General features: G+C 35.3%; 16 protein-coding genes. 9 read left to right on the forward strand and 7 right to left on the reverse strand.

Annotated features, from left to right (window positions below; all coding sequences use genetic code 11):
* Positions 1-13 precede the first annotated feature (13 nt).
* Complete coding sequence (gene obgE / locus IIF7_RS08620; protein WP_084841285.1) at positions 14-1,030, forward strand: GTPase ObgE; 1,017 nt, start codon at positions 14-16, stop codon at positions 1,028-1,030.
* 150 nt (positions 1,031-1,180) lie between these two features.
* Positions 1,181-1,708, forward strand: coding sequence for a DUF4136 domain-containing protein (locus tag IIF7_RS08625; protein ID WP_084841286.1), 528 nt, complete (start codon positions 1,181-1,183; stop codon positions 1,706-1,708).
* On the opposite strand, the gene IIF7_RS08630 is transcribed toward IIF7_RS08625, so the two are convergent.
* From IIF7_RS08630 to IIF7_RS08645, 4 genes are all read right to left on the reverse strand, one after another.
* A complete protein-coding gene (locus IIF7_RS08630) occupies positions 1,705-7,935 on the reverse strand; it encodes an alpha-2-macroglobulin family protein (RefSeq protein WP_084841287.1) in 6,231 nt (2,076 codons plus the stop codon). The two genes, IIF7_RS08625 and IIF7_RS08630, sit on opposite strands and share 4 nt — an antisense overlap.
* Positions 7,936-8,139: 204 nt before the next feature.
* A complete protein-coding gene (locus IIF7_RS08635) occupies positions 8,140-9,750 on the reverse strand; it encodes an OmpA family protein (RefSeq protein WP_084841288.1) in 1,611 nt (536 codons plus the stop codon).
* 11 nt (positions 9,751-9,761) lie between these two features.
* Positions 9,762-10,700, reverse strand: coding sequence for a PorP/SprF family type IX secretion system membrane protein (locus tag IIF7_RS08640; RefSeq protein WP_084841289.1), 939 nt, complete (start codon positions 10,698-10,700; stop codon positions 9,762-9,764).
* A gap of 22 nt (positions 10,701-10,722) precedes the next feature.
* Positions 10,723-14,700, reverse strand: coding sequence for a gliding motility-associated C-terminal domain-containing protein (locus tag IIF7_RS08645; protein ID WP_084841290.1), 3,978 nt, complete (start codon positions 14,698-14,700; stop codon positions 10,723-10,725).
* 204 nt (positions 14,701-14,904) lie between these two features.
* Between IIF7_RS08645 and IIF7_RS08650 the strand changes: the two genes are divergently transcribed.
* Genes IIF7_RS08650 through IIF7_RS08675 form a run of 6 tightly spaced genes read left to right on the forward strand, consistent with a single transcriptional unit; the run spans position 14,905 to position 20,807 of the window.
* Complete coding sequence (locus IIF7_RS08650; RefSeq protein ID WP_139801298.1) at positions 14,905-15,783, forward strand: tetratricopeptide repeat protein; 879 nt, start codon at positions 14,905-14,907, stop codon at positions 15,781-15,783.
* A 54-nt stretch (positions 15,784-15,837) separates the two neighbouring features.
* Complete coding sequence (locus IIF7_RS08655) at positions 15,838-17,190, forward strand: UDP-N-acetylmuramate--L-alanine ligase (protein WP_084841292.1); 1,353 nt, start codon at positions 15,838-15,840, stop codon at positions 17,188-17,190.
* A gap of 49 nt (positions 17,191-17,239) precedes the next feature.
* The gene (gene radC / locus IIF7_RS08660; RefSeq protein WP_084841471.1) at positions 17,240-17,938 is read left to right on the forward strand and encodes a RadC family protein; all 699 of its coding nucleotides are present in this window, start codon (positions 17,240-17,242) and stop codon (positions 17,936-17,938) included.
* Between the two features lie 11 nt (positions 17,939-17,949).
* Positions 17,950-19,239 (forward strand): polysaccharide deacetylase family protein, encoded by a 1,290-nt coding sequence (locus IIF7_RS08665; protein ID WP_245801594.1) that lies wholly within the window; start codon positions 17,950-17,952, stop codon positions 19,237-19,239.
* Complete coding sequence (locus tag IIF7_RS08670; protein WP_084841294.1) at positions 19,226-19,915, forward strand: YjjG family noncanonical pyrimidine nucleotidase; 690 nt, start codon at positions 19,226-19,228, stop codon at positions 19,913-19,915. The genes IIF7_RS08665 and IIF7_RS08670 overlap by 14 nt, the downstream gene beginning before the upstream one ends.
* 58 nt (positions 19,916-19,973) lie before the next feature.
* Positions 19,974-20,807, forward strand: coding sequence for a hypothetical protein (locus IIF7_RS08675; RefSeq protein WP_084841295.1), 834 nt, complete (start codon positions 19,974-19,976; stop codon positions 20,805-20,807).
* Here IIF7_RS08675 and IIF7_RS08680 read toward each other — a convergent pair.
* Positions 20,804-22,078, reverse strand: a complete 1,275-nt coding sequence (locus IIF7_RS08680; protein ID WP_084841296.1) for a replication-associated recombination protein A — start codon at positions 22,076-22,078, stop codon at positions 20,804-20,806. The two genes, IIF7_RS08675 and IIF7_RS08680, sit on opposite strands and share 4 nt — an antisense overlap.
* Positions 22,079-22,164: 86 nt before the next feature.
* Here IIF7_RS08680 and IIF7_RS08685 point away from each other — a divergent pair, with 86 nt between their 5' ends.
* Complete coding sequence (locus IIF7_RS08685) at positions 22,165-22,914, forward strand: rhomboid family intramembrane serine protease (RefSeq protein WP_084841297.1); 750 nt, start codon at positions 22,165-22,167, stop codon at positions 22,912-22,914.
* Here IIF7_RS08685 and rlmB read toward each other — a convergent pair.
* Both rlmB and IIF7_RS08695 read right to left on the reverse strand, forming a co-directional pair.
* Positions 22,911-23,645, reverse strand: a complete 735-nt coding sequence (gene rlmB, locus IIF7_RS08690; protein WP_084841298.1) for a 23S rRNA (guanosine(2251)-2'-O)-methyltransferase RlmB — start codon at positions 23,643-23,645, stop codon at positions 22,911-22,913. The two genes, IIF7_RS08685 and rlmB, sit on opposite strands and share 4 nt — an antisense overlap.
* A gap of 163 nt (positions 23,646-23,808) precedes the next feature.
* Positions 23,809-24,495: a hypothetical protein gene (locus IIF7_RS08695; protein ID WP_084841299.1), complete on the reverse strand. Its 687-nt coding sequence runs from the start codon at positions 24,493-24,495 to the stop codon at positions 23,809-23,811.
* Between the last annotated feature and the right edge of the window lies 1 nt (position 24,496).

Here is a 24,496-nt window from a genome sequence, read left to right on the forward strand (position 1 = left end):
TCGAAATTAGATAATGAGAGAAGGGAATTTTATAGACTACGTAAAGCTGCATGTATCTTCAGGAAATGGAGGATCTGGATCTTCGCATTTACATCGTGAAAAATATGTAGCAAAAGGTGGCCCAGATGGAGGAGATGGAGGTCGTGGTGGTCACGTGATCTTACGTGGAAATAAAAATCTTTGGACCTTATTCGAATTTAGTTTTAGAAGACATATTCGTGCTGAGCATGGTGGTAACGGAGGTAAGCAAAGAAGCTCTGGTGCCGATGGGCAGGACGAAATTGTAGATGTGCCTTTGGGAACGGTAATTAGAGATACCGAAACCCAGGAAATTATAGATGAAGTTACCGAAGATGGCCAGGAGATCATTATCGCAGAAGGCGGTATGGGTGGCCGTGGGAACTGGCATTTTAAATCATCTACCAATCAAACACCACGTTACTCGCAACCGGGTATCGATGGGCAGGAATTAGATATTACTTTAGAGCTTAAAGTTTTAGCCGATGTAGGTTTGGTAGGTTTTCCTAATGCAGGAAAATCTACTTTACTATCGGTGATTACTTCGGCAAAGCCCAAAATTGCCGATTATGAATTTACTACACTAAAACCTAATCTTGGGATCGTAAAATATCGTGACTTCAAATCTTTTGTAGTTGCCGATATTCCCGGAATTATTGAAGGTGCTGCGGAAGGAAAAGGACTTGGTTACCGTTTCTTAAGACACATCGAGCGAAACTCTACACTTTTGTTTTTAATTCCTTCAGATGCAGATGATGTTGCGAAGCAGTATGAAATTTTAGTTGACGAATTACGTCGCTACAATCCAGAAATGCTGGATAAAGATCGTTTAGTAGCTGTTTCTAAAACCGATATGCTGGATGAGGAACTAAAAGCCGAATTGAAAGCCGAGTTGGACGAGAATCTACCGGTGCCATATCTGTTTATATCTTCAGTAGCGCAACAAGGATTAACCGAGCTTAAAGACAAGCTTTGGGAAATGCTAAATAAAGATCCAGAGGACAATAAGTAAACAACCTAAGAGCATTTAATCTCGATTATCGAGTAAACTGCTTTTGTCGATATTGTTGATTTTTAAAGCTTCTTTTTGTAAAATCTATTGCAAACTAAGAAGTGGGATGATTTTTGCTTAATTTTAAAAAGTAGTTTAAAATTATCCAATATGAAGTTAGTAGCTAAGCTTGTTTTTTTCTGTTTGTTGCTGGTTTCTTGCAATACGCCAAGAACCACTTTCGATTATGATGCGCAAACTAATTTCGATCAATATAAAACCTATCAGCTATTTCCAGATTTTCGAACTGAAATGAGTCAGCTCGACGAGAAAAGGATCATTAGCAGCTTAGATCATTTTATGCGCCAGGAAAACATAGCTTTAGCTGAAGAAAATCCAGATCTTTACGTAAATGTGTATACTGAAAAATTTCAGGAACAAAGCAATAACACGCTTGGCGTTGGTGTAGGTAGTGGCGGCGGAAATGTTGGAGTAGGGGTTTCTGGCGGAATCCCGCTTGGTGGTCCAAAAGATTACGTTCGGTTTATTATCGATTTTATCGATGTCGAAAAAGATGCCTTAGTCTGGAAAGCTGAAGTTGAGGTAAAGTTTAATTACAACGCAACTCCAGATCAACGTCAGGCATTGTTCGATAAAGTTTTTGCTAAAGCTTTAGAAGCATACCCTCCACAGGATTAATTTTCAATTTTAATCCTTGTACCTTTAGAAAAGCTGGAAAACTCTGGTGCATACATACTTTCAATTTGTGTAATTCCGTTAGAAAATTCCCCGGCGTTATTTACTCTTAGATCATATTCAAAAACATAAGTTCCTTTAGGTAAATAATCAAAGAAGAAATGTGTAGCCGCATCTTTTGTACTTTGATAATAGCGGAGCCCGTCTTGATATTTATGCCTGGAAAGTACGCTTGTAGGTTCCAGTCCGCTGGCACGCATATCTTTTAGATGCACAAATTTAAAATCAGATTTTACATCGATGGTGACTCTCACCGTAACTAATTCGCCAACTTTTAGCACTTCTGGTAGCGATTTTAATTGTGGGCCTTCGCTGGTGTTTTCCTTCAGAAATAAAGCTTTGTTGATAATGATCTCTTCGCCTTTAGATCGCTCGATCTTATCTAAATCCTCGAAGTATTGATGATAAATACCGCCGTAGGCAGGGGCATCGTTGTTATTTTTTATACTGAAATTCGCTATTTTTTGAAGTTCTTTTTCATCATTCCAGGTTTTCTTTACATAACCTAAATCGCTTTTCTCTTTAAATATGGAATCCAGTTTAACCGATTCATTATTCATTTTAATCTCAGGTTGGCTACTTTCCTTAAGCCAGTTTTTTCCGTAGGAAAGAAATGCGTTTACCGCCATCGTAGTCGATTTTGTAGTTGCCCAACTATTTTTACGTTTATGTTGCAATAACCAGTTTTTCAGTTTATCGATATCCTTATCTTCAGGATTTAAGGCTGCCAAAGCTTCGATGATCTTTGCCTGTGTTTCTATAGGATGATGATACCAAAACTTTCCTGCAGCATTATTTTTAAAATACATACCGCCCTTATCATCTTCGATACTGTTTTGTTTAAACCAGTTGACAATTTTTGTAGCTTCCTCTTCTTCATAGTAATTGTTGAAACTTACGGCTAGCATAGCTTTAGTTTGTAGATTGAGATCAAGCCAGTTTTGTTTCAGATTTTGTATCATTTTATCGATAAAATCTTCTTCTTTTTCCTCGAAGTAAAATTCATCTGCCAGGATAGTTTTGGTGTAGAGATATAGAATTTCGTTTGGAGAGAATCGCGTACCGGTAATGTTATTATCAAACTTATTAGCGTGATGCTCTAACATGTAATTTTTAAGGAAAACGAGTCCATTTTCGATAATTTCTTCGGAAGTTTTATTTAATTCTATCGAATTATTCTGAAGCAAATTCGCAAAACCTCCAAGAATATGGCTGGTAATATAAAAGCTAGATCGCCCATCTTTAAACCATGGGAAACCACCATCGCCATTTTGCATATTCTGCAATTTTAAAAGGTAAGATTGCAGGTTTTTGGAGTCTAATAATTTTGATAGGTTTTGGATGTTTTCGGTCTCAGATTTAGCATCATTTACCCAGGGCGTTTCCTGTAAAAGAATGCTTTTTAGTTCTTCGTTTTTCTCTAAATTGCTTGTTGCTGAATTTTCATTCCATTTTTTCAAGACTTCAGCGATCTCCGGATTTTCTTTCAGTATTTTTTCTGAAATAGCCTTTGCGAAATATTTAGAGAAGGTCTGCTCGCTACAATCGTAAGGATAATCGATAAGATAGGGTAGCGACTGAAGCACCGTCCAAGCCGGATTGGCAGTATATTCTAAAGTAATTTGATGATTTTGTAAAGTTTGAGATTCATTTTTTATTAAACTGAATTCTTTTTCTTCCTGTTCCTGAAGCCAAATTGAGATGGTTTCGGTCACCAGTATTCTATTTTTAAGCACCGGTAATAAATTGGTTTCCCCATCTTCAAATTCATCAGTTTTTGCCACAATTTCATAGCGAATTAAGTTGAAATCTTCCGGAATGTAAAGTTTCCAGCTTAGCTGCGTATTTCCGTTTTCTGCTACATTAAATTCCTGAATAGCATTTGTATTGCTGAGGTTAGTATCAATTCTCGATTCATCTTCGGCATTAAAAAATTTTAATTGCGCTTTTCCTTTTAAAAATTCGTCACTCAAATTGCTAATCTTAGCTGAAATAGTGATGCTATCTTTTTCCCTTAAAAATCGTGGTGCATTTGGCGTAAGCATCAATTCTTTCTGGGTAACAGTAAAAGCTTCTTTATAGGCAGATTCAGCTTCTTTGTTATGTCCAAATAGCATTAGTCGCCATTGGGTTAGAGCTTCAGGAGAAGTAAACTCTAAATTGATATTTCCTTCTTTATCGGTTTTTAGATTTGGATAGAAAAAGGCGGTTTCATTCAAATTTTGTCTGGCTTTAACCGAAAGCTCTTTCTGATTTTCAGATATGGAATCCAGCGTTGAATAGCCCAAAACCTGATCTCTAGAAATGTCCATAGCAACTTCTTCTACCGCTGCGGAACCCACACCTCTAATCTTTACAGAATTTCCAACAGTTACCACTTCATTTAAAGCTTCTGTAGATTCGGCCATTAAAATAGTGATGCTTTTATCTTTATTTTCTATGAAATATGCGTCTTGAAATCCAATAAACGATGCTTTTAATTGATCTTCTTTTTTGGTTTTAATTTCAAACTCGCCGTCATAATTAGCTTGCGTCCCAGTGTTTGAACCTTCGATAGTGATCGTTACTCCTGGCAATGGTTTTCGATCTGAAATGGCGATAACCTTGCCTTTTATAATTCCGCCTTTAGAAAAATAATCTGTGGTAAAATCCTTACCTCTAAACAATAATTTTAGCAGGTATTCACGATTTTCTTTTCGAGCGTTATTGTAGCTAAATCCAAAATAATCTAGTTTGGGCAATCTTGGTTGTTCGTAGGAAAAATAGAAATAGTTGCGGTTATGCAAACTGAAATCTGCAGGAGAAAATTCCAGAAAATCTAAATTAGGAAGCCTGTAATACTTACCACCAACATTAATGTGCTCTGGCCAGGAATGTTCTTTAAATTGATCTAGTGAAGCATCGTACATCCCAGCAAGAACTTCAAATTGATTGTTGTTTTTTTGTATAATTTTTAAACTCCATTTTTCTTTGTTTCCTGGTTCGATCTTATCTCTAAAAGTGCTTAGAATAATTTCAGGTTCCGATTTCTTGTCTTTTAGCTGAATGCGCTCGGTACTTGTAAAAGTCGAATTATATTTAATACTGCTGAATCTTAAGCTGACTTCTTTCCCAACATAATCTTTAACCGGAATTTTGATGTTTTTAGCTCCTTTTTTTAGATCGACGTATTGCTGAAAAATAGCCTTGCCTTCAACGTAAGCTTCCAGATTTAAATATAAATCTTTAGCAGCGGTGAGTAAAGAAATTTCAATAAAGCCATCTTCGGTAAAATCTTTATTTGCGATTATGTATTCAAAAAGTTGATTATCTGAAGCCTTTTTTGAACGCCTGTCTTTTAGATCGATAATTTTTTCCTGAACGATCTTATTGTCTTTTTTGTCTTTGGTTTTTAGGATGATTCTATAGCTTCCTGTAGGCCATTTTTTGGTGTTTTTGAGCTTAATTTTTTTATTAGAACTTGCTGTTGCTTCATACCATAGTTTGCCATTTTTCCAGTTCGATTTTTCACCTTCATTCAAATATGCAGTATGTGGTAAAAGGTTTTTATACTCGTTTTTGCTAATATTTAAAGTGTCTGGTTTAGGTAGGTCATTACCAAAGTTTAAGATTCTTTCAGGAGCTTGTAATTTGTAAATCTCAACAGTCACGGGCAAATCAACATCTTCATAATTAAGATTGGTGACTTTTGGGATGAAATTTATTCCATTTTTTTTATAGGATATACCATTATCCAAAATACTAAGAATGTTTAGTTTGCTTCCGGCATTTACTGTGGTTTCTTCAGATTGTGTTTCACCATTAATATCGGTTACTGAAACTTCAATACTATACGTGTAGACCTGGTCTGGGTTTTGAATTTCGGAGGCTTCAGCTTTCGGTAAAAAATTAATCTGAAAATCACCATTTTCGTCTGTTTTTAATTCTCCGTTGGCAATTTCTTGGGGATGAATTTTTCTGTATCTAAAAGTATAACCGTAATTCTCAAATCTAAGAATTCGATAAGTTGCATTAGCATGACTTAAGCGCGCTCCAGAGAAACTTTCAGCATATCCATTAATCTTAACAGAATCATTTAAAGCGAAGGATTGAGTGACAGGTTTAAATGCTATTTTAAATTTAGGTCGTTTGTATTCTTCCACAGAAACTCTTTTCGTGGCATAAAATTTTGGTCTTTCTTTATCGCTATCTTCTTGAATTTGGATTGTAAACTGTCCGGTTTTTAAGCCTGTTGGAATTTCAAAGTTTCCGGATACACTACCAAAATTGTTTGTTTTCGCCTGTCTTTTTTCAATTTCGTTTCGGTTAGCATCTAAAAAACGAATCACTATTTTTTTGCCGGAAAGTACTTTGCTTGAATCACCTTTTTTAGAAACTAATACACCTTTATAATAAATCTGCTGGCCGGGTCTGTAAATACTTCGATCTGTGAATAAGAATCCGCGTTCTTCATCTTCGTTTTCGTAAGTATTTCTGTAGTAAGAATTCCGATTTTCCAAAATGATTTCATCCTGATCCTTTGTAATGTGATATTCGATATTTCTTAGATGGTCTACTTCTGGTGAGAAGCTTAAATTTCCGTTTTTATCTGAAGTTCGCTCATAAGAATTTGTATTGTTGTTAGAATGAAGAATAGCTTTTACCGTTGCGTTTTCGATTGGTTCACCAGTTTCGCGATTAACTACTTTAAGATCTATATTTTCATTCTGATTGGAAATTAAACTTAGTTCACTTACCTGAATCGTTTTTAACGCATATAGATTGTCGAGGCTTTTATCTTTAAGAAGGATTACATATTTGCCAATTTCAAGTTTAGGTGCAATTGCTTCTGTAGTTCTTTTAAAGTGCTGACTTTTGTTAGGTAGCTTGATCCAATTTGAAAACTCTTTAGTTTCAGAATCGAGTTTCTTTAATAGTTTTTTGAGTTTAATTTTTTGTTCTTCAGCATAAAAATTTTGCTTATCCAAAAAATTGAAATCTGTTTTATTCAATTTGTAAATCTGGAATTGCAGGGAGTCCAGATTAGTATATGAAATAAAAATTGGAAAGTTTTTCTGCGGACTTTGATAAGGATTAACCTGAACGCTAAATTCTTTTTTCTTAATGCCTGTAATAATATTCTGTGCATTGTTCTTTAAATACGAATTGAAACCATGTTTGAGAATTTCTTCTGAGAGTGAAATCGCATTGATGTTATCTTCTGGAAAATCTTGTTTGCTTGCTCTTTGTTTTAGTATAAGTGCCTTTTCGAGAGCGATTAGATCTTTTGTGAGTTTATCTTCAAATTTAGGATATAGATCGTTCAATGCTTTTAAAAAATCACTTTCTGAAATAGCGATTTTCGATTTAATGTACTTATAGCGATCTAGAGTAAAATAAGCTAGAAGTTGATTTTCGTTATTTTTTAGAAGAGATTTTTCAAGTTCCTGATAGCATTTCAAAGTGAAATAGTCTTTATCTGTTTCTTCTGAAGTTTTTAAGTCGGTTTTTATAAATCTATCACTTGAAACTAAATGATGTTTAGTGATCTTAAACGATAGTGGATTTTTGGAAAGATAACGGTTGTTCCTTTTTCCGTAATTTAATGCTCGGTTAATGAGCAATTGGTAAATATTGTTGAAGTGTATTGTTGGCTCATGGAGCGTGTCTAGTAAGTAGGAATATTTATCGATATTGGTGGTTTCCAGGCTTTCTTTTTCTGAGATCGATTTTCGATAATTTTCTATTATTTCTGAATTAAATTTTTCTGTACTCCAAAACTGAAAGTTAGCAGTGTCATTTTCAACACTAGTTCTATCCTGAATTCTGTAAGCGTTCTTCTGAAGATATTGCGATTGAAAATCGGCTAAAATAGAATACAGGATGAGTTTAGAAATCGAGTCCACATTTTCTATTCTTTTCTGGATTTCAGAGGTTATTGCAGTAGCCGATTTTTCTTGTAAGTCTATTGCAAATTTTGAAAGATAGAAAAGGCTTTTTATAGATTGAGCGTCATTTTTATCGATTTTCGCCTTTGTCGCAATTTTCTCAACCAGGTCGTTTGCTGTTTTGGTATTCCCTAATATTTCCTGTTCTTCAACTTTGTTCCACTGATTTTCGTAAAATTTCTGTGCAGTTATATTCCATAGACTAATAATCGAAAGGATGAGAAACGCGATAACTTTTTTCATGATAGATGATTTGTTGATGACGCGTAGGGAGGTCTATTGTAATTTACTCGATAATCGAGATTAAATACTCTGAGATTTGTCTCTAAGTTAAAATATTTTCTAATAAATTCCTCAAGGACTTGCCTTGAGCTAGTTTACGAAAAGTCTGTAAATAAAAAAAGCTCCGGGTTTACCGGAGCTTTCAATTTGTTCTTAGGAATGTAATTAGTCTTCTACAACTTCCATTGTAGTAAATGTAATCACACTTCTACGGTTTTTAGCATATTCTTCTTCAGAACATCCTCTCTCTTCAGTACAATCATTTACTGGTTGAGACTCACCGTAACCTTTAGTCGTAATATTATTAGAAGAAATACCATGAGCTACTAAGTAGTCTTTTGTAGCATCAGCTCTTCTTTGTGACAATTTAAGGTTGTACTCTTCAGTACCTCTAGCATCGGCATGAGAAGCGATTCTAATTTCAGTTGCATCGCTACCTTTAAGAATGTCGATTACTTTATCTAAAACTTCCTGATATTCTTCAGTAACCTCAGATTTATCGAATGCGAAGTAAATTCTATTTTCGTGAGGAATATCAATTTGTCTTGTTTTCTTAACATACTTAGTTCTTGTGAAAGAATAAAGATTATCGTTACCACTTCTGTTAGAAGATAAGAAACCTTTTTTCTCTCCTTCGTTAATGATGAAAGCAAAATCATCATAAGGACTGTTGATAGAACTTCCTAAGTTTTCAGCTTCAGTATAATCTCCTTCAGATTTGTAAACGTCTAGGTTACCAAATCCTAAGTGACCGTCTGATGAGAAGTAAAGAACGTTGTCTTCACTAACAAAAGGAAATTGCTCTCTATGCTCAGTGTTAATCCCAGGTCCTAAGTTTTCTGGAGTTCCGTAAGATCCATCTTCGTTGATAGCCACTTTGTAAAGGTCAAAAGATCCTTGCCCTCCTGGCATGTCACTAGCAAAGAAAAGTGTAGAACCATCTGGGCTAAGTGCAGGATGCTCTGTAGAAAACTCTTCACTTGTAAAAGGAAGTGCTTCAACATTTGTCCATGCTCCATCAACTAATTCAGCTTTATAAATTCTGATGTTCGCTACTCTTAGGCCTTCTTCAGTTTTAAAACGCTTTTCGTTAGTTCTGTCAAAATACATTACAGTTCCTTCTTCGTTAAATACCGCTGAACTTTCGTGCTCATCTGTATTAATAGCATCAGAGAAAAGAACAATATTGCTAATCTCACCTTCTTCAGAAATTTCACCTGTATATAAATCTAATGCAGGTTTCTTGTTCCAAGGATAAATAGGACGAGCAGTATTTCTTGTTGAAGCAAAAGTGATTTTATCTTCTCCAAAATAAGAGATTCCGAAATCTGAAGATGCTGCATTTTCTGCTGGTAACATTTCAGGCTCGTAGATATAAAGATTACTAGAATCTACAATACTTTCCTCGAATTCTGTAATATCAATATCCTTATCATAGTAAGAAGCAAAGTACTTATCTGCTTCGTCATCCTGGCCGGCTGCACGAAGAGAGTGAGCATATCTGAATTCATATTCAGGTTCTACAGTAGCTTCATGTCTAGAAAACAAGGTTCCGTAAACTTCAGCTGCATTTTGCATTTGATTCGTGTAGAAATAAGAGTCTCCAAGATTCTGAAGAACTTCCTGGTTCTTGTCTACCACGCCTTCATAGGCAGAGGCAGCATCTATGTAAGCACGCTGAGAGAAAAGCTTGTCTGCTTTCCTAATTTCGGCCTTTTGACCGAAAGCTGCGATGCTTACAAGAAGTATTATTAATGTGCTATAAATGTTTTTCATATTAATCTTTTTTAGAAGAATCTAGGAGACTTGTCGTATCCTTTGTTTAAACCAAATAAATCTATATCGAACAATAACATGATCTCATGAGTACCGTCGTTGTAGTTCCCAAAATTCGTAGTAGTATAATCGTAAGCATATCCTACACGAAGTTGAGGAGTGATCTTAAAGTTCACTAATCCAGTAACAGATTCGTCGAATCTATAACCAAGACCAGCTTCTAAGCGATTGTATAAAAGAACATTTGCTGTTACATCTACAGATAAAGGAGAGTCTTGTACCCCTCTAGCCATAAATGCAGGTTTTAACTTCACATTTTGACTAAGATCAAATACGTAACCCCCAGTAATATAATAGTGAATTTCTTCTTCGCCAATTCCCTGAATACCTTGTGAATTTTCAAGGTGAGTAGCAGTGAATAGGTTAGGAGCAGAAACACCTAAATAATAGTTGTCACTAAACCAGAATGCACCAACACCAAATACAGGAAATGCTTCACTGTAATTTTCAAAAGCAGGATCTACTGGATTAGGGAGTACAATTCCGTTTGTGTTAGAATCGAAAGTTGTAACCCCTGCTTTAGCACCAAAAGATAATTTACTGTTTTGGCTTATTGGTAAAACATAGGCGAAATCTGCTGTGATGTTGTTTTCTTTTACCCAGTCTCCCACTTCGTCATGAACTACTGTTAAACCAAGTTCAATTCGTTCACTAATTGGAGTGTGAGCGAAGAAGTTGGCGGTGCGAGGTGCACCGTCAACATTTACCCACTGAGCTCTATAAATTCCCCCAAGATTTAACATCCCAGGATCATCTGTCGCATATGCAGGGTTCACTACGCTCATGTTATACATGTATTGTGTGAACACTGGATCTTGTTGAGACATACCTTTTACAGAAAAAAGGATAATGCCTATAAATATTAGATATTTTGTGATTGTATTTTTCATTTCTTTCTAGTGTTTATCCTGATTATCTGCTTAAGTATACTTTTCCTTGTCTAGCAGGAGTTGATCCGTCATTAAACTCAATCACGTAGAAGTATACTCCCACAGGTAGTACATCATCTCCAAGAGAAGATTCAGTTGGAGTACCATCCCAGTTTGGAGTACTAGCATTTCCTTTGTAAACCATATTACCCCATCTATTATAGATTTCTATCTCGTAATTTGGATATTCATCTTCTAGATATTGGATATCGAAAGTGTCGTTTAGACCATCACCATTAGGAGAAATACCTTCCTGGAATACAAGTGCACATTCTGTAAAGTTTACAGTATAAGCTAATCTTTCAGCACTCTCACATCCTGTAGTGCTATTGTAAGCACTAGCATAATATGTCATGCCGTCTACTAATAGAGCGCTCTCGCTTATAGCACTTCCACCTTCAGCAGCATCATACCAAGTGATATCTCCACTACTTGTAATTCCATCAGTTAAGTAAGCAACAGTTCTTTCGTCGTACTCACAAATCTGGAATTCACTAGGATCGATTGTTGGAGTTCCTGGATCGTTAACAGTGATTGTAATAGCTGCTGTTTCAGACTCACAACCAGCAGCACTCATCTGAGTTACATAGTAAGTACCTGAAGTTAAGATATCAGTTGCAGGGATCATGTTATCTGGATTAGCATCTGCACTTGAATAGAAAGCTATGTTGTCTCCAGTGATGTCAAGATCAGCAAAAGTAGCACCTTCGATTTCACAAAACTCTGCGTCAGTTGTAGCAGGAGCTTCAGGAATTTCATTTACTGTAATTGTTAAACTAGAAGAATCTGTTCCACAATCATTAGTTACCGTATAAGTGAACTCGTATGTACCAACAGTACTAATATCAAAGTTAGCGTCAGTTAGGTCGTTTTCTTCAAGTGAGAAAACTCCGTTTTCGTCTGCTCCAATTAATAATGTATTTAGGTCTACCGTAGTATCGGCTGCACAAATATTTTCAGTAACATCATCACCTGCATTAGCATCAGCGTTTACAGTAATTGTGAAAGTAGCTGTATCTGATGTTCCAGCAGTAACACAAGTGTCGTCTTCATCTATTGTATATGTGATAGTATAAGTGCCAGCTGTTGTTGCCATGAATATACCATCTGTAACCATATCTCCAGTAAACTCACCAGAGGTAATAGCATCGTCACTTAAGTATTCAAATAAATCAACACTTTCATTTACACATAAAGTAAATGCAGCATCATCTCCAGCTTCAGCTTCAGATGGCTCGTTTACAGTAATTGTAAATGTAGCAGTGTCTGAAGTTCCTGGAGTAACACAGTAATCTTGATCGTCAACTGAATAAGTTACTGTATATGTTCCTGCTGTTGCAGAAGTAAAACTAGTACCTGTAACACCATCACCAGTAAATTCACCGGTTGTATTAGCGTCACCACTTAAGTAAGTTATTAGATCGATAGTTTCATTAACACAAGCCGTGATTTCTGCATCATCACCAGCTTCAGCAGCTGTTGGAGCATTTACATTGATTGTGAATGTTGCAGTGTCTGAAGTGCCTCCGTTAACACATGCATCATCTTCGTCTACCGTATAAGTAATAGTATAAGTTCCCTCAGTAGTTGCAGTAAATATACCGTCTGTTACCATATCTCCTGTAAATTCACCAGAAGTAATAGCATCATCGCTTAAATAATCAGCAAGAATGATAGTTTCATTAAGACAAGCTGCGATTTCTGTATCATCACCAGCCTCAGCATCAGATGGAGTATTTACAGTGATAGTAAATATAGCTGAATCTGAAGTTCCTGGAGTAACACAGTTATCCTGATCATTTACAGTATAAGTTACCGTATAAGTTCCTGCAGATGTTGCAGTAAAAGAAGAACCGGTAACACCGTCACCTGTAAACTCACCAGAATCATTTGTGCTATCTGCTAAGTATGAAAGTAAGTCTACAGTTTCATTAACACATGCGTCAAAATCCATATCTTCTCCAGCATCAGCGTCTACAGGTGAATTTACGGTAATTGTAAAAGTAGCAGTGTCTGAAGAACCTGTGGTAACACAGCTGTTTGTTTCATCTACCGTGTAAGTTATGGTATATGTATCTGCAGTAGTAGCAGTGAAAGTAGTACCTGTAACGCCTGTTCCGGTAAATTCACCAGTTGTTAAAGCATCTTCACTTAAATATGCAGTTAAATCTACAGTATCATTGATACAAGCATCAAATGCCATATCATCACCAGCTTCAGCTGCTACAGCAGGAGTAATAGTTACCTCAAATTCTGTAGCTTCAGAAGTACAAGACCCATTGGTAGCAACTGCATAATAAGTGCCTTCTGCTAAAGCTGTGGTTGGATCAAGTTCAGTAGTTAATGAAGCATCATCGTAAATCATTACATCTGTTAAGCCTAAGTCTGCAACAGTAGCATTATCTGTTTCACAGAATTCAGCTCCTGTAATTACAGGTGCATCTGGTTGTTCAGAAATTGTAATTTCGAATTCAGTTGTATCAGAAACACAAGAACCATTAGTAGCCACTGCATAGTAAGTTCCAGTTGCTAAAGCTGTGGTTGGATCAAGTTCAGTAGTTAATGAAGCATCATCGTAAATCATTACATCTGTTAAGCCTAAATCTGCAACAGTAGCATTATCTGTTTCACAAAATTCCATGTCAGCGATAACTGGCGCATCTGGTTGCTCAGAAATTGTAACTTCAAATGCAGTTGAAACAGAAGCACAAGGCCCATTAGTAGCCACTGCATAATAAGTACCAGTTGCTAAAGCTGTAGTTGGGTCCAGTTCTGTTGCTAAAGAAGCATCATCATAGATAAGAATACCAGCATCAACTGCTAAGTCAGCAACTGTTGGATTTTCAGTTTCACAAAACTCTTGGTCTGCAACAACCGGAGCTTCTGGTTGATCTGTAAGTGTTATTGTAAATGTAGCATCATCTGTAGTACAATCATCTGCTACAGTGTATGTAATTGTATATGTTCCAGCAGTATAGTTTGCAGGATCAAATTGACCATTAATATCAGCGCCGTCTAGAGTAAATGTACCATCTGTATCGGCATCTCCAGAAAGAAGAGTAAATAGATCTAGAGAAGCGTCATTTGAGCATAACTCAGTACTAGCGTCATCACCAGCATTTACAGGAGGGATAACGGTAACGGTAACTTCAAATCTCTCTTCACTTTCTGTTGGAGGTAAAGCTGAACCAACATTGTTTATAATCTGGGTAGCATAGTAAGTTTCTCCGTCCACTAATACAACATCATCACCCAAATTAGGGTTTGAAGTTTCTGTACTATACCAACGGATAGCTGTAGTATTTTCGCTTGTTCCCTGAGCAACTAAATCTGCAACAGTAGCACCGTCACAGAAAGTTTGTGCAGCATCTCCGGTAGGAGCAACTGCAACGATAGGATCGTAACGCATTGCTAATCTTTCAGATGGACAGCCTCCATTGTCGATTCCGACAAAGTAAGAGTTTTCTGCAATTAATTCGGTGTTTCCAGCTAAAGGAGTTTCATCAAACTGTCCTTGAAAAACAATAAGAGTTTGCCCTGGGTTATCATCTTGTAAAGTAGCGATTAAATCATCTACATCATAAGAATCTGCAGTAGATCCTAAAGCAGGAGAAAAAGTAGTTCCGTATCCAGTTACTGGGGCTGGAGAAGAAGTTACTGTAACAGTAACGGGAAGTCTTGTTGTACAAGTTCCGTCAGCGTTACCTACATAATAGGTGAATCCATCCTCCAGTAGTTCGTTATCTGGAACAGGGGTTGTTCCGTCTTCCGATCGGTAAATTGTTGTACCATCAGTTACAATTGCATCAACAGTTTGCAGATAGCAGAAAGACTGAGTGTCTTGGGTGCCTGTCGGCGTTGGGCAATCACTTTGACCATACATCGACAAACCTCCCATAAATAGTACAAAGGACAGAAGGAACAATTTGGTTCCCCTAATCCTCAAAGTAAAATTTTGCATAGGCTAGGTGTTAAATTCGAATAATAAATAATAAAGTTTAAATTGTTTGTAGCACAAATATTATAATAATTTTTAATATGTACGTTGTAAAATGACCTGTATTTACTAATTATTAGTATTTTTCCCCTAATTGTGGGTTTTGTGTTAAAATCCTTTGGAAAGATTTCTTAAAAATACTATCAGGTTTCTTAAAAAAATTAACGTTTGGATATAAAATCACTCTTTTTAGTCGCTATTTTAAGTATGAATTTAACTGCTGTGGGGCAGCAAAATTTTAAAAAAGTGGAGGCTCTTCTGGATTCTTATGAACTGGTAAAAGCACAGCGAATATTAGAAGAAAATTATAAGAAATCTGAGCTGGGACAACTTTATCTGGGAGATATTAATAGTCACTTCAAGAAGTGGGATAAAGCAATAGCCTACTATGAAGATTTGGTGAACTTAAAACCTAATTCTGCTTTATACAATTTTAAATTAGGCGGCGCCTTAGGGATGAAAGCTATGGAAATTAGTAAATTTCAGGCGGCTTTTCTAATTCCAGATATTAAGGAACATTTAGAGAAAGCGGTAACTATAGATCCTGGGCATATAGAAAGTCGTAGAGCTTTGGCTCAACTTTATTTAGAATTACCATCGGTTTTGGGAGGAGGTTTGGATAAATCTCTTATTCATGCAAAGAAACTGGAAGAATTAAGCAAGCTTGATTATCGTATTGCTATGGCTTTTGTTTTTTCGTATAAAGAGAAAGATGATGTTTCAGGGAAAATTATCAAACAGGCAATAAAGGAATCTAAAGAAAGTCCTCAATTAATTATACGTAACTATCTATATTTTGAGCTTGCTCAGGAAGCCGTGAGATTTCAGGTTGCAACTTCAGAGGTCGATGATTTAATGCAGAAGTTTTTAGAAGGATTTAATTATCTGGATCTTAAAACACCGGCAGAAGCTTATCTTAAGTTAGCGCAACTTTCAGAAAAAAGAGGTAATAAGCCAGAAGCAGAAAAGTATATTTCGAAATCTTTAGAGTTTGATGCTAAGGCTGAAATTGCTTTAGAACTTCAGGAAGATATTCAGGATATGTAAGTCTTCACTTCGCGATTATAAAAGCAATAATTACATTTGCTAAAAATTGATATAATGAACATTCATTTTATAGCTATAGGAGGGAGCGCAATGCATGCTTTGGCCATAGCACTTCATAAAAAAGGTTTTAAAATTTCAGGAAGTGACGATGCTATTTTTGAGCCTTCAAAAACTGCACTTCAAAACTGCGGAATTTTGCCTGAAGAATTTGGTTGGTTTCCAGAGAAAATTACGAGTGATCTTGATGCGGTTATTCTTGGGATGCACGCTAGAAAAGACAATCCAGAATTATTAAAAGCTCAGGAATTAGGCGTAAAAATCTATTCGTATCCAGAGTTTATTTTTGAGCAGTCTAAAACCAAAACTCGTGTTGTTATAGGTGGTTCTCATGGTAAAACAACAATTACCAGTATGATCTTACATGTGATGCATTATCACAATCGAGATGTAGATTATTTGGTTGGTGCACAGTTAGAGGGATTAGAAAATACAATTCAGCTAAATGATGATAATGATTTTATTGTTATTGAAGGAGATGAGTACTTATCGTCTCCAATAGATCGCAGGCCAAAATTCCATTTGTACGAACCTAATATTGCGTTGTTAAGTGGTATTGCCTGGGATCATATCAATGTCTTTCCTACTTACGAAAATTACGTAGAGCAGTTCAATATTTTTGTAGATAAGATCGTGAATGGCGGAATCCTGGTGTATAACGAAGAGGATGCTGAACTTAAAACTATTGTTGAAAACAGCACGAATCCTATTAGAAAACATCCTTATCAAACGCCAGAATATTATATCGAGGATGGTGAAACAATCCTGGTAACTCCAGAAGGTGACATGCCTTTAGAAGTTTTTGGGAAACATAATGTTAGTAATCTTGCCGGTGCAAAATGGGTTTGCCAGCATATGGGGATAGATGAAGAAGATTTCTACGAGGCAATTTCGACATTTAAAGGAGCTTCAAAAAGACTTCAGAAAATTAAAGAATCTGGGGATTTTATTGCCTTTAAAGATTTTGCTCATAGCCCTTCTAAAGTAAAGGCGAGTGTAAAAGCCGTGAAGGAACAATTTCAGGATAAAAAAGTTATCGCTTGTCTAGAACTGCATACTTTTAGTAGTTTAAACGAAAGTTTTATTGCTGAATATAAAAATTCACTTGATGCTGCAGATAAAGCCATTGTATTTTATTCTTCGGAAGCGGTTGCCCACAAAAAACTGGACCCAATTTCTGCTGAAGCCATAAAATCTGCTTTTGGACGAGAGGATCTTAGTATAATTACTGAAACTTCAGATTTAGAAAAGCATCTTAAAACATCGAATTTCGATAATTCTGTATTACTTTTTATGAGTAGCGGTAATTACGGAGGAATTGATCTAGAGCAGTTTGTAACCGAATTATAAAATTGGTTAAAATCTTTATTGCTCTTCTAATCTGTTGTATTTTAACGGAATGGGAGAGCAATCACAAGGTTTTAGTATCAAAAATTGGGCGGTAGACGATAGGCCACGCGAAAAATTACTCAGAAAAGGGAAACTTGCTTTAAGCGATTCTGAATTAATCGCTATTTTAATAGGTTCTGGTAATAGAAAGGAAACCGCTGTAGAATTAAGCAAGCGAATTTTAGCTTCTACACAGAATAATCTTAGTGAATTAGGAAAACTTTCAGTCAATCAGCTTTGTAAATTTAATGGTATTGGAGAGGCGAAGGCGATTACGATTATTGCTGCTTTAGAGCTTGGTAGAAGAAGACGTTTAGAAAATGCTCTGGAAAGAACCAAAATCACCTCTAGCAGATCTGTATTCGAATTAATGCAACCTATTATTGGAGAATTACCTCACGAGGAATTTTGGATTATTTATTTGAATAATTCTAACAAAGTGATCGATAAACTTCAGCTAAGTAAAGGCGGGATCACAGGAACTTTGGTAGATGTTCGGCTTACTTTAAAGAAAGCTTTAGAACTTGGAGCAGTTTCTTTGATCCTTGCTCACAATCATCCTTCCGGAACTTTAAAGCCAAGTATGGCCGATAAAAATTTAACCCAAAAACTAAAAACAGCTTCAGAAAGTCTTGATATAAAAGTACTGGATCATATAATTGTAACTGAAATGTCCTATTTTAGCTTTGCAGACGAAGCGATCTTATAAAATTACCCTTAATGCTACTGGTCTACACCCAAAAAGTTACTCCAAGAATCATCTATATCTTTAAGCATATCTGTACAAATATGCTTGGAATTCAGATAAAATTTACTTCTAAAATCGAAGAGTTTGTAGCGCATGATGGCTTTAAAATGTCCTACGGAAAACAAGCTTTGGGAAACGAGTTTTTTATTCAGAATACAGATATTTTATTAGAACATGGTTTTGGCGAATTAGAGATTAAAGTACAACCCTGGGGAAATACTGTTTGCTTCTTCCCTGTGAGTGAAAATAGTGATTTGCCTTTCGATATTTTTGCCGCTTCTTTTTACCTCTTAACACGTTACGAAGAATATTTACCTCATGTAAAAGATGAAGCGGGTAGATTCCCGGTGTCAGAAAGTTTAGCTTTTAAAGAAAGCTTTTTAAAAACACCGGTGGTCGATATTTGGGCACAAAAGTTTAAACAGGTTTTACGACAAAAGTTTCCAGAAATGGAATTCAAAAAGATTGAATTTCAGGTAGAGAGTATTTTTGCCGTAGAACATGGCTTTGTTTTTAATAATAAGGGAATTATTAGAAGCATGGTGGGCTGGGGAAATGATCTTGTAAAACTTCATTTTCATCGGTTTTTCGATAGAATTAAGTCATGGATGAAAATTAAAAAAGATCCTTTCGATGTTTTTGACGATTTGGTAAGTCTTATAAAAAAGCATTCACTTTCAACGATTTTCATGTTTAAAGTGGCAGATTTTACACTTTACGATCGTAATATTAATTACAATAGAATTCCGTATCGATCAAACATTAAATTTGTTTCAGATTATGCGAAAATAGGATTGCTTTTAGGACATTATTCTTCGCAAACTTTAAAAATACTTAAAAAGGAAAAATTCCGTTTAGAAAATATCATTCATTATCCATTAGAGAATGTTTTAAATGCCAGTTACGATCTTGGAATCCCAGAGCATTTTAATACGTTGGCAGAATTAGAGTTCGAAAACGATTATTCGATGGGCTATCCAGATGATCTAGGATTTAGAGCGGGTACTTGCTCTTCCTATTTATTTTATGATATAAATATGGAGATTACGAGTCCGCTTCAAATCCATCCTTATATATTTAATTCTAATGTTGGGAAAAAGTATTCTTCCGAAGAATTAAAAAAAGAGATCGTTAAAATTCACGAGCGAGTTAAAAATGTAGGCGGCACCTTTAGAGCGATCTTTAAAAATGAAGATTTTTCTGAATATTATAATAACAAACGATATTACTCATTATTAAAGCAAATTCATGAAATTGAATAATATAGAGCATGTTTTTTTCGATTTAGATCATACTTTGTGGGATTTTGATAAGAACTCGGCTCTAACTTTCGAATATATTTTTAAGCTAAATAAAATAGATTTAGAACTTCAAAGATTTCTGGACGTTTACGTTCCTATAAATTATGAGTATTGGGAGAATTATCGCAAAAATCTGGTTTCTAAAGAAAAGTTGCGGTATGGTAGATTAAAAGATTCTTTTTTAGCCTTATCTTACCAGGCAGATGATACAATTATAGATAAATTATCTAATGATTATATCCTTTATCTTTCTGAATATAATCATCTTTTAGACGGTGGGGTAGAGGCTTTAGATTATCTTTCTAAAAAATATACCTTACATATTATTACCAATGGTTTTGAGGAAGTTCAGCATAAAAAGTTGAAGAATTCTAATATTCTGAATTATTTCAATACTATAACAACCTCTGAAGAAGCCGGAGTTAAAAAACCACATCCTAACATTTTTGATATTTCACTTAAAAAAGCAAAAGCGCTACCTCAAAAATCGGTTATGATTGGTGATAACTATGAAGCTGATATTGTTGGTGCGGCAGATTTTGGTTTACAAACGATTTATTTTGATTATTACAATAAGTCGGCTTACAATGATGTTATAGGTTTAAACAATTTAAAAAATATTAATCTGTATTTATAAAATAAGGCTATACAGACGATATTCGTTATTTTAGACAGATTTTTAAATTATTATGATTATGAAAAAACTATCGGTTTTATTCGCAATATTATTTACTGCAATCACTTATGGTCAAAAAACAGTGAACGATTATAAGTATGTTATTGTTCCTGAAAAATATGAATTCTCTAAAGAGAAAAATCAATATCAGTTAAACGCACTAACAAAGTTTTTACTGGAAAAATATGGATTTTCAACTGTAATGAAAAGTGCACAAAAGCCTGCAGAATTACAGTCGAATAGCTGTTTGGCTTTAGAGGCAGATGTTCAGAATAACTCTGGATTATTTGTTACAAAAATGGTGTTACAATTAAAAGATTGTTACGGAAATGTGGTTTATGCTTCTGAAGAAGGAAGAAGTAGAGAAAAAGATTATAAAGCTGCTTATCATGAAGCCTTAAGGGATGCGTTTACTTCTTTAGAGGATTTAAATTATACGTATAGTGAAGATCCAATAGTTTCTGAGACTCCTAAAAAAGAAGCTTCAAAACAAGCAAAAGCGGTTGCTACTGCTGAAGTTTCTAACGCTGCTGAAGAAGAAATTGAAGTAGTTGAAGAAAGCGAAATGGATGAAGACGATGCGATAGTAGCGGTAGCGGAAGGTACATTCTATACCAATGATAATTCGGTTTACTTTTTAGAAGAAAACGAATCTGGTTACGGTTTTTATCAAAAAGGAATGGCAGAGCCTTTTGCTATGCTTATAAAATCTGATGGATCAGATAATTTTATCTATAACTCATTAACAAAACAAGGGATGGCCTATTTTGCCAATAGCGGAGATTTAGTTGTAGAGATTTTTGATCGCCAGGCTGGTAAAACGGTTAAAACCACTTACAAACTTCAGGATTAGTAATTGTATTTGCCAGACCAACGTTTCCGAAGAAATTCACGCTGCGAGTTTTCTCTTGAGTTATTTCCCGGTTCGTAGAGAATGGTATTTCTAATCTCATCTGGTAAAAATTCTGCCTTTACAAAATTGCCTTCGTAGTTGTGAGCGTATTTATAATTTTCGCCATAACCAAGATCTTTCATCAATTTTGTAGGGGCATTTCTTATATCCAGTGGTACAGGTAAATTTCCCATTTGCTTTACCAGGCTAGATGCTTTTGCAATAGCTTCGTAAGCGGCGTTACTTTTTGGTGAAGTGGCCAGATATGTGGCACACTGGCTTAAAATAATTCTAGCTTCGGGATAACCAATGGTATTTACAGCCTGAAAAGTGTTATTGGCGATCACCAGAGCAGTAGGATTGGCGTTACCAATATCTTCACTGGCTAAAATTAGCATTCTTCTTGCAATAAATTTCACATCTTCACCACCTTCAATCATTCTGGCTAACCAGTAAACCGCCCCGTTAGGATCACTTCCACGAATTGATTTTATAAACGCTGAAATAATATCATAGTGCTGCTCACCGGTTTTATCGTAAAGCACAGTGTTCTGCTGCACTTTTTCAAAAACGATATCATTGGTAATTTCGGCGCCTTCATCACTTGCATTTACCAGAAGTTCGAAGATATTTAATAATTTTCTCGCATCTCCTCCACTAAGTCTTAAAATAGCTTCAGTTTCCTTTAATTTGATGTTTTTTGAAGCGATAATTTTATCTTCTTTCATTGCCCGGTTAAGCAAGGCGATAAGCTCATCTTTAGAAAAGGCTTTTAATACGTAAACCTGGCACCTGGAAAGTAATGCCGAAATAACTTCGAAACTTGGGTTTTCTGTAGTAGCGCCAATTAATGTTACCCAGCCTTTTTCTACAGCCCCTAAAAGCGAATCTTGTTGAGATTTACTAAAGCGATGAATCTCGTCGATAAAGAGAATCGGACTTTTTGTCGTAAATAAGCCGTCACTTCTTTTTGCCTTTTCAATAACTTCTCGTACATCTTTTACACCGCTACTAATGGCACTTAAGGTAAAGAAAGGTCGGTCAGATTCATTAGCAATAATATTAGCAAGCGTTGTCTTTCCAACACCGGGAGGTCCCCAAAAAATCATAGAAGGGATAATGCCTCGTTCAATTTGTTGGCGTAAAGCACCTTTTTGACCAATAAGGTGCGTCTGACTCAAATACTGGTCTAAAGTTTTTGGTCTTAGTCTTTCTGCTAATGGCTGGTTCATTTTGCAAATGTAAAAATTAGAATGACAAAATCTCTGCTAAGCGATATTGGTTATTTTTTTGTAGTATTATTTTAAATTTTTTAAGTGTGAAACAGAAGCAAGATTTTAATTTTACTCCTGGCGTAATTGGATATCCATTACTCTTTGTGCTTGCTATCTGGATAGTGTTCTGGATTGAAGTTCGATTTGGAGTTAATTTTAATCCTTTTGGACTGTACCCTAGGAAACTTAGTGGTTTATGTGGCGTTTTCTTTTCGCCATTTATTCATAGTGGAATAAAACATTTGTTTAATAACACTATACCGCTTTTGGTACTTTCAATAGCGCTTTTTTATTTTTATCGTAGCATTAGCTGGAAAATCCTGGGTTATGGATTGTTGTTAACAGGGCTTATAACCTGGTTAATAGCACGACCTGCTTATCATATTGGCGCTAGTGGAATTATCTATTTGCTGGCTTCTTTTTTATTTTTTAAAGGAATTTTTTCAAAACACTATCGTCTTGTTGCTCTTTCTTTAATTGTTGTATTTCTTTATGGAGGTTTGTTATGGTATGTTACGCCAATAGATCCTGAAGTTTCTTGGGAAGGGCACCTTTCAGGCTTAATTGTAGGTTTACTTTTTGCATTTATCTTTAAAAAGAATATTGCTAAAGCACCAAAATATGTTTGGGAGCATCCTGATTATGATGAAGAGGAAGATGAGTTTATGCGTCATTTTGATGAAAACGGAAATTTTATCGAAAAATTACCCGATGAAATTAACGAAAGCGAGCAGGAAGATATCATTGAGGTCAATTATATCTATAAAAAGGCAACAGAGAATAAAAACGATTAAATACGTTGTCTAACAACCTCGTATAAAAAAGCTCCACACGCCACAGATACATTTAATGAAGCTATTTCACCATGCATAGGTAGTTTAGCTTTGTGATCTATGGTTTTTAAAATAGAAGGCGAAACTCCTTTAGCTTCATTCCCCATTATTATTGCTGAAGGTTTTTTAAAGTCGATATCGTAAATTAAATCGTCTGTTTTTTCTGTCGCAGCAACAGTTTGAATTCCGCTAGACTGAAGATAAAATACAGCATCTTTTATATGATTCACTTTACAGATAGGAATTTTAAAAACCGCCCCAGCCGAAGTTTTCACGGTATCAGCATTAATAGGTGCAGCACCTTTTTCAGGTATAATAATAGCATCCACTCCGCAACATTCTGCTGTCCTTATGATTGCTCCAAAATTACGAACATCATTAACCTGATCTAATAGCAGAAAAAATGGAGCTTCTTTTTTTTCTAATATCGGCTCTACGGTTTCTTCAAGACCTTTAAAAGCGATAGGGCTTATTTTAGCTACAACCCCCTGGTGATTACCTTTGCTTAGATTGTAAAGTTTTTCCTGTGGAACATAGGAGATGTTATAATTTCCTTTAGATAAGCTCTTTTTTAATTCTGAAAAAAGCTCTCCAGAAAGTCTCTTTTGTATAAAAATCTTATCTATAGATTCTCCGCTTTCAATAGCTTCAATAACCGCTCTAATTCCAAAAATAGTTGTAGCATCTTTCATGCGACAAAAATAGGTGAAGTATTTTAATTTATCCCTCTAAAAATAAAAATGAAATTTAAAGTTTATAAGAGGTGATTTCTACCGAGAAATAAGTCTTTATAAAAAAATCAGAATAGAGGTTTTAGTTCTATTCTGATTTAATTAAAAATGGTTGAAATTAATTTTATAGACTATGGTAGTATTCTACAACCGGAACCATGTCTGCAGCTGTTTTAACATCAATGTTATTATTGTCGATGTAATTTTCAATTTGATCCTTTTTATCCTTAAATGTTTTGACTAAGGATTTGTTCTTCAGTTTCACTTCCTCATACTTTTTATCCTTATTAAGAATATAGTATTTTGTTTTAAATTTATATTCAGCGTTATAACTGTTAGTGCTACTACTTGTCCAGCCGCTTGCGTTTGGATCATCTAATTCTTTGATGTATTCAATAATTACTTTATTGGATGGGGGTAAAGCTATCTCGTAATATTTTTCTTCTTTCTTAGACTTTTCGAAATCATATCCTGGTATTTTAGAAAGAAGAACTTCATTAGTATCATTCTTTAATATCATGCCTTTAAAGCCACTATCCTGTAAAACCATGATATTGTTGGAAGACTCACTGGTCTTATAAACAACGTTATTTTGATGTATATCGTAGTTCATAAGTTGAGGTTCGCTTTTACTTCCGCTATTGTAGATGCCATAACCAACATGCCAGTTATCAAATAAAAATGGGGTTCCTTTTGCTTCTCCTCTAATTATTTTATAACCATCTGAAAGATCGGCTGTGGGGAGATCACTTTGTGCATAGGTGTGGCTGTAGAAAGCAATAGATAAAATCGCTAGAATTGTATTTTTCATA

Origin of the sequence: Zunongwangia atlantica 22II14-10F7, assembly GCF_002094855.1 — a bacterium.
Classification (GTDB): Bacteria; Bacteroidota; Bacteroidia; order Flavobacteriales; family Flavobacteriaceae; genus Zunongwangia; species Zunongwangia atlantica.

Excerpts from the sequence above, each read along its gene's own strand:
- IIF7_RS08625 (WP_084841286.1), top strand. The coding sequence starts at position 1,181 with ATGAAGTTAGTAGCTAAGCTTGTTTTTTTCTGTTTGTTGCTGGTTTCT.
- IIF7_RS08635 (WP_084841288.1), bottom strand. The coding sequence starts at position 9,750 with ATGAAAAACATTTATAGCACATTAATAATACTTCTTGTAAGCATCGCA.
- IIF7_RS08630 (WP_084841287.1), bottom strand. The coding sequence starts at position 7,935 with ATGAAAAAAGTTATCGCGTTTCTCATCCTTTCGATTATTAGTCTATGG.
- IIF7_RS08675 (WP_084841295.1), top strand. The coding sequence starts at position 19,974 with ATGAAAAAACTATCGGTTTTATTCGCAATATTATTTACTGCAATCACT.
- IIF7_RS08645 (WP_084841290.1), bottom strand. The coding sequence starts at position 14,700 with ATGCAAAATTTTACTTTGAGGATTAGGGGAACCAAATTGTTCCTTCTG.
- radC (WP_084841471.1), top strand. The coding sequence starts at position 17,240 with ATGGGAGAGCAATCACAAGGTTTTAGTATCAAAAATTGGGCGGTAGAC.
- IIF7_RS08640 (WP_084841289.1), bottom strand. The coding sequence starts at position 10,700 with ATGAAAAATACAATCACAAAATATCTAATATTTATAGGCATTATCCTT.
- rlmB (WP_084841298.1), bottom strand. The coding sequence starts at position 23,645 with ATGAAAGATGCTACAACTATTTTTGGAATTAGAGCGGTTATTGAAGCT.
- IIF7_RS08670 (WP_084841294.1), top strand. The coding sequence starts at position 19,226 with ATGAAATTGAATAATATAGAGCATGTTTTTTTCGATTTAGATCATACT.
- obgE (WP_084841285.1), top strand. The coding sequence starts at position 14 with ATGAGAGAAGGGAATTTTATAGACTACGTAAAGCTGCATGTATCTTCA.
- IIF7_RS08665 (WP_245801594.1), top strand. The coding sequence starts at position 17,950 with ATGCTACTGGTCTACACCCAAAAAGTTACTCCAAGAATCATCTATATC.
- IIF7_RS08680 (WP_084841296.1), bottom strand. The coding sequence starts at position 22,078 with ATGAACCAGCCATTAGCAGAAAGACTAAGACCAAAAACTTTAGACCAG.
- IIF7_RS08695 (WP_084841299.1), bottom strand. The coding sequence starts at position 24,495 with ATGAAAAATACAATTCTAGCGATTTTATCTATTGCTTTCTACAGCCAC.
- IIF7_RS08655 (WP_084841292.1), top strand. The coding sequence starts at position 15,838 with ATGAACATTCATTTTATAGCTATAGGAGGGAGCGCAATGCATGCTTTG.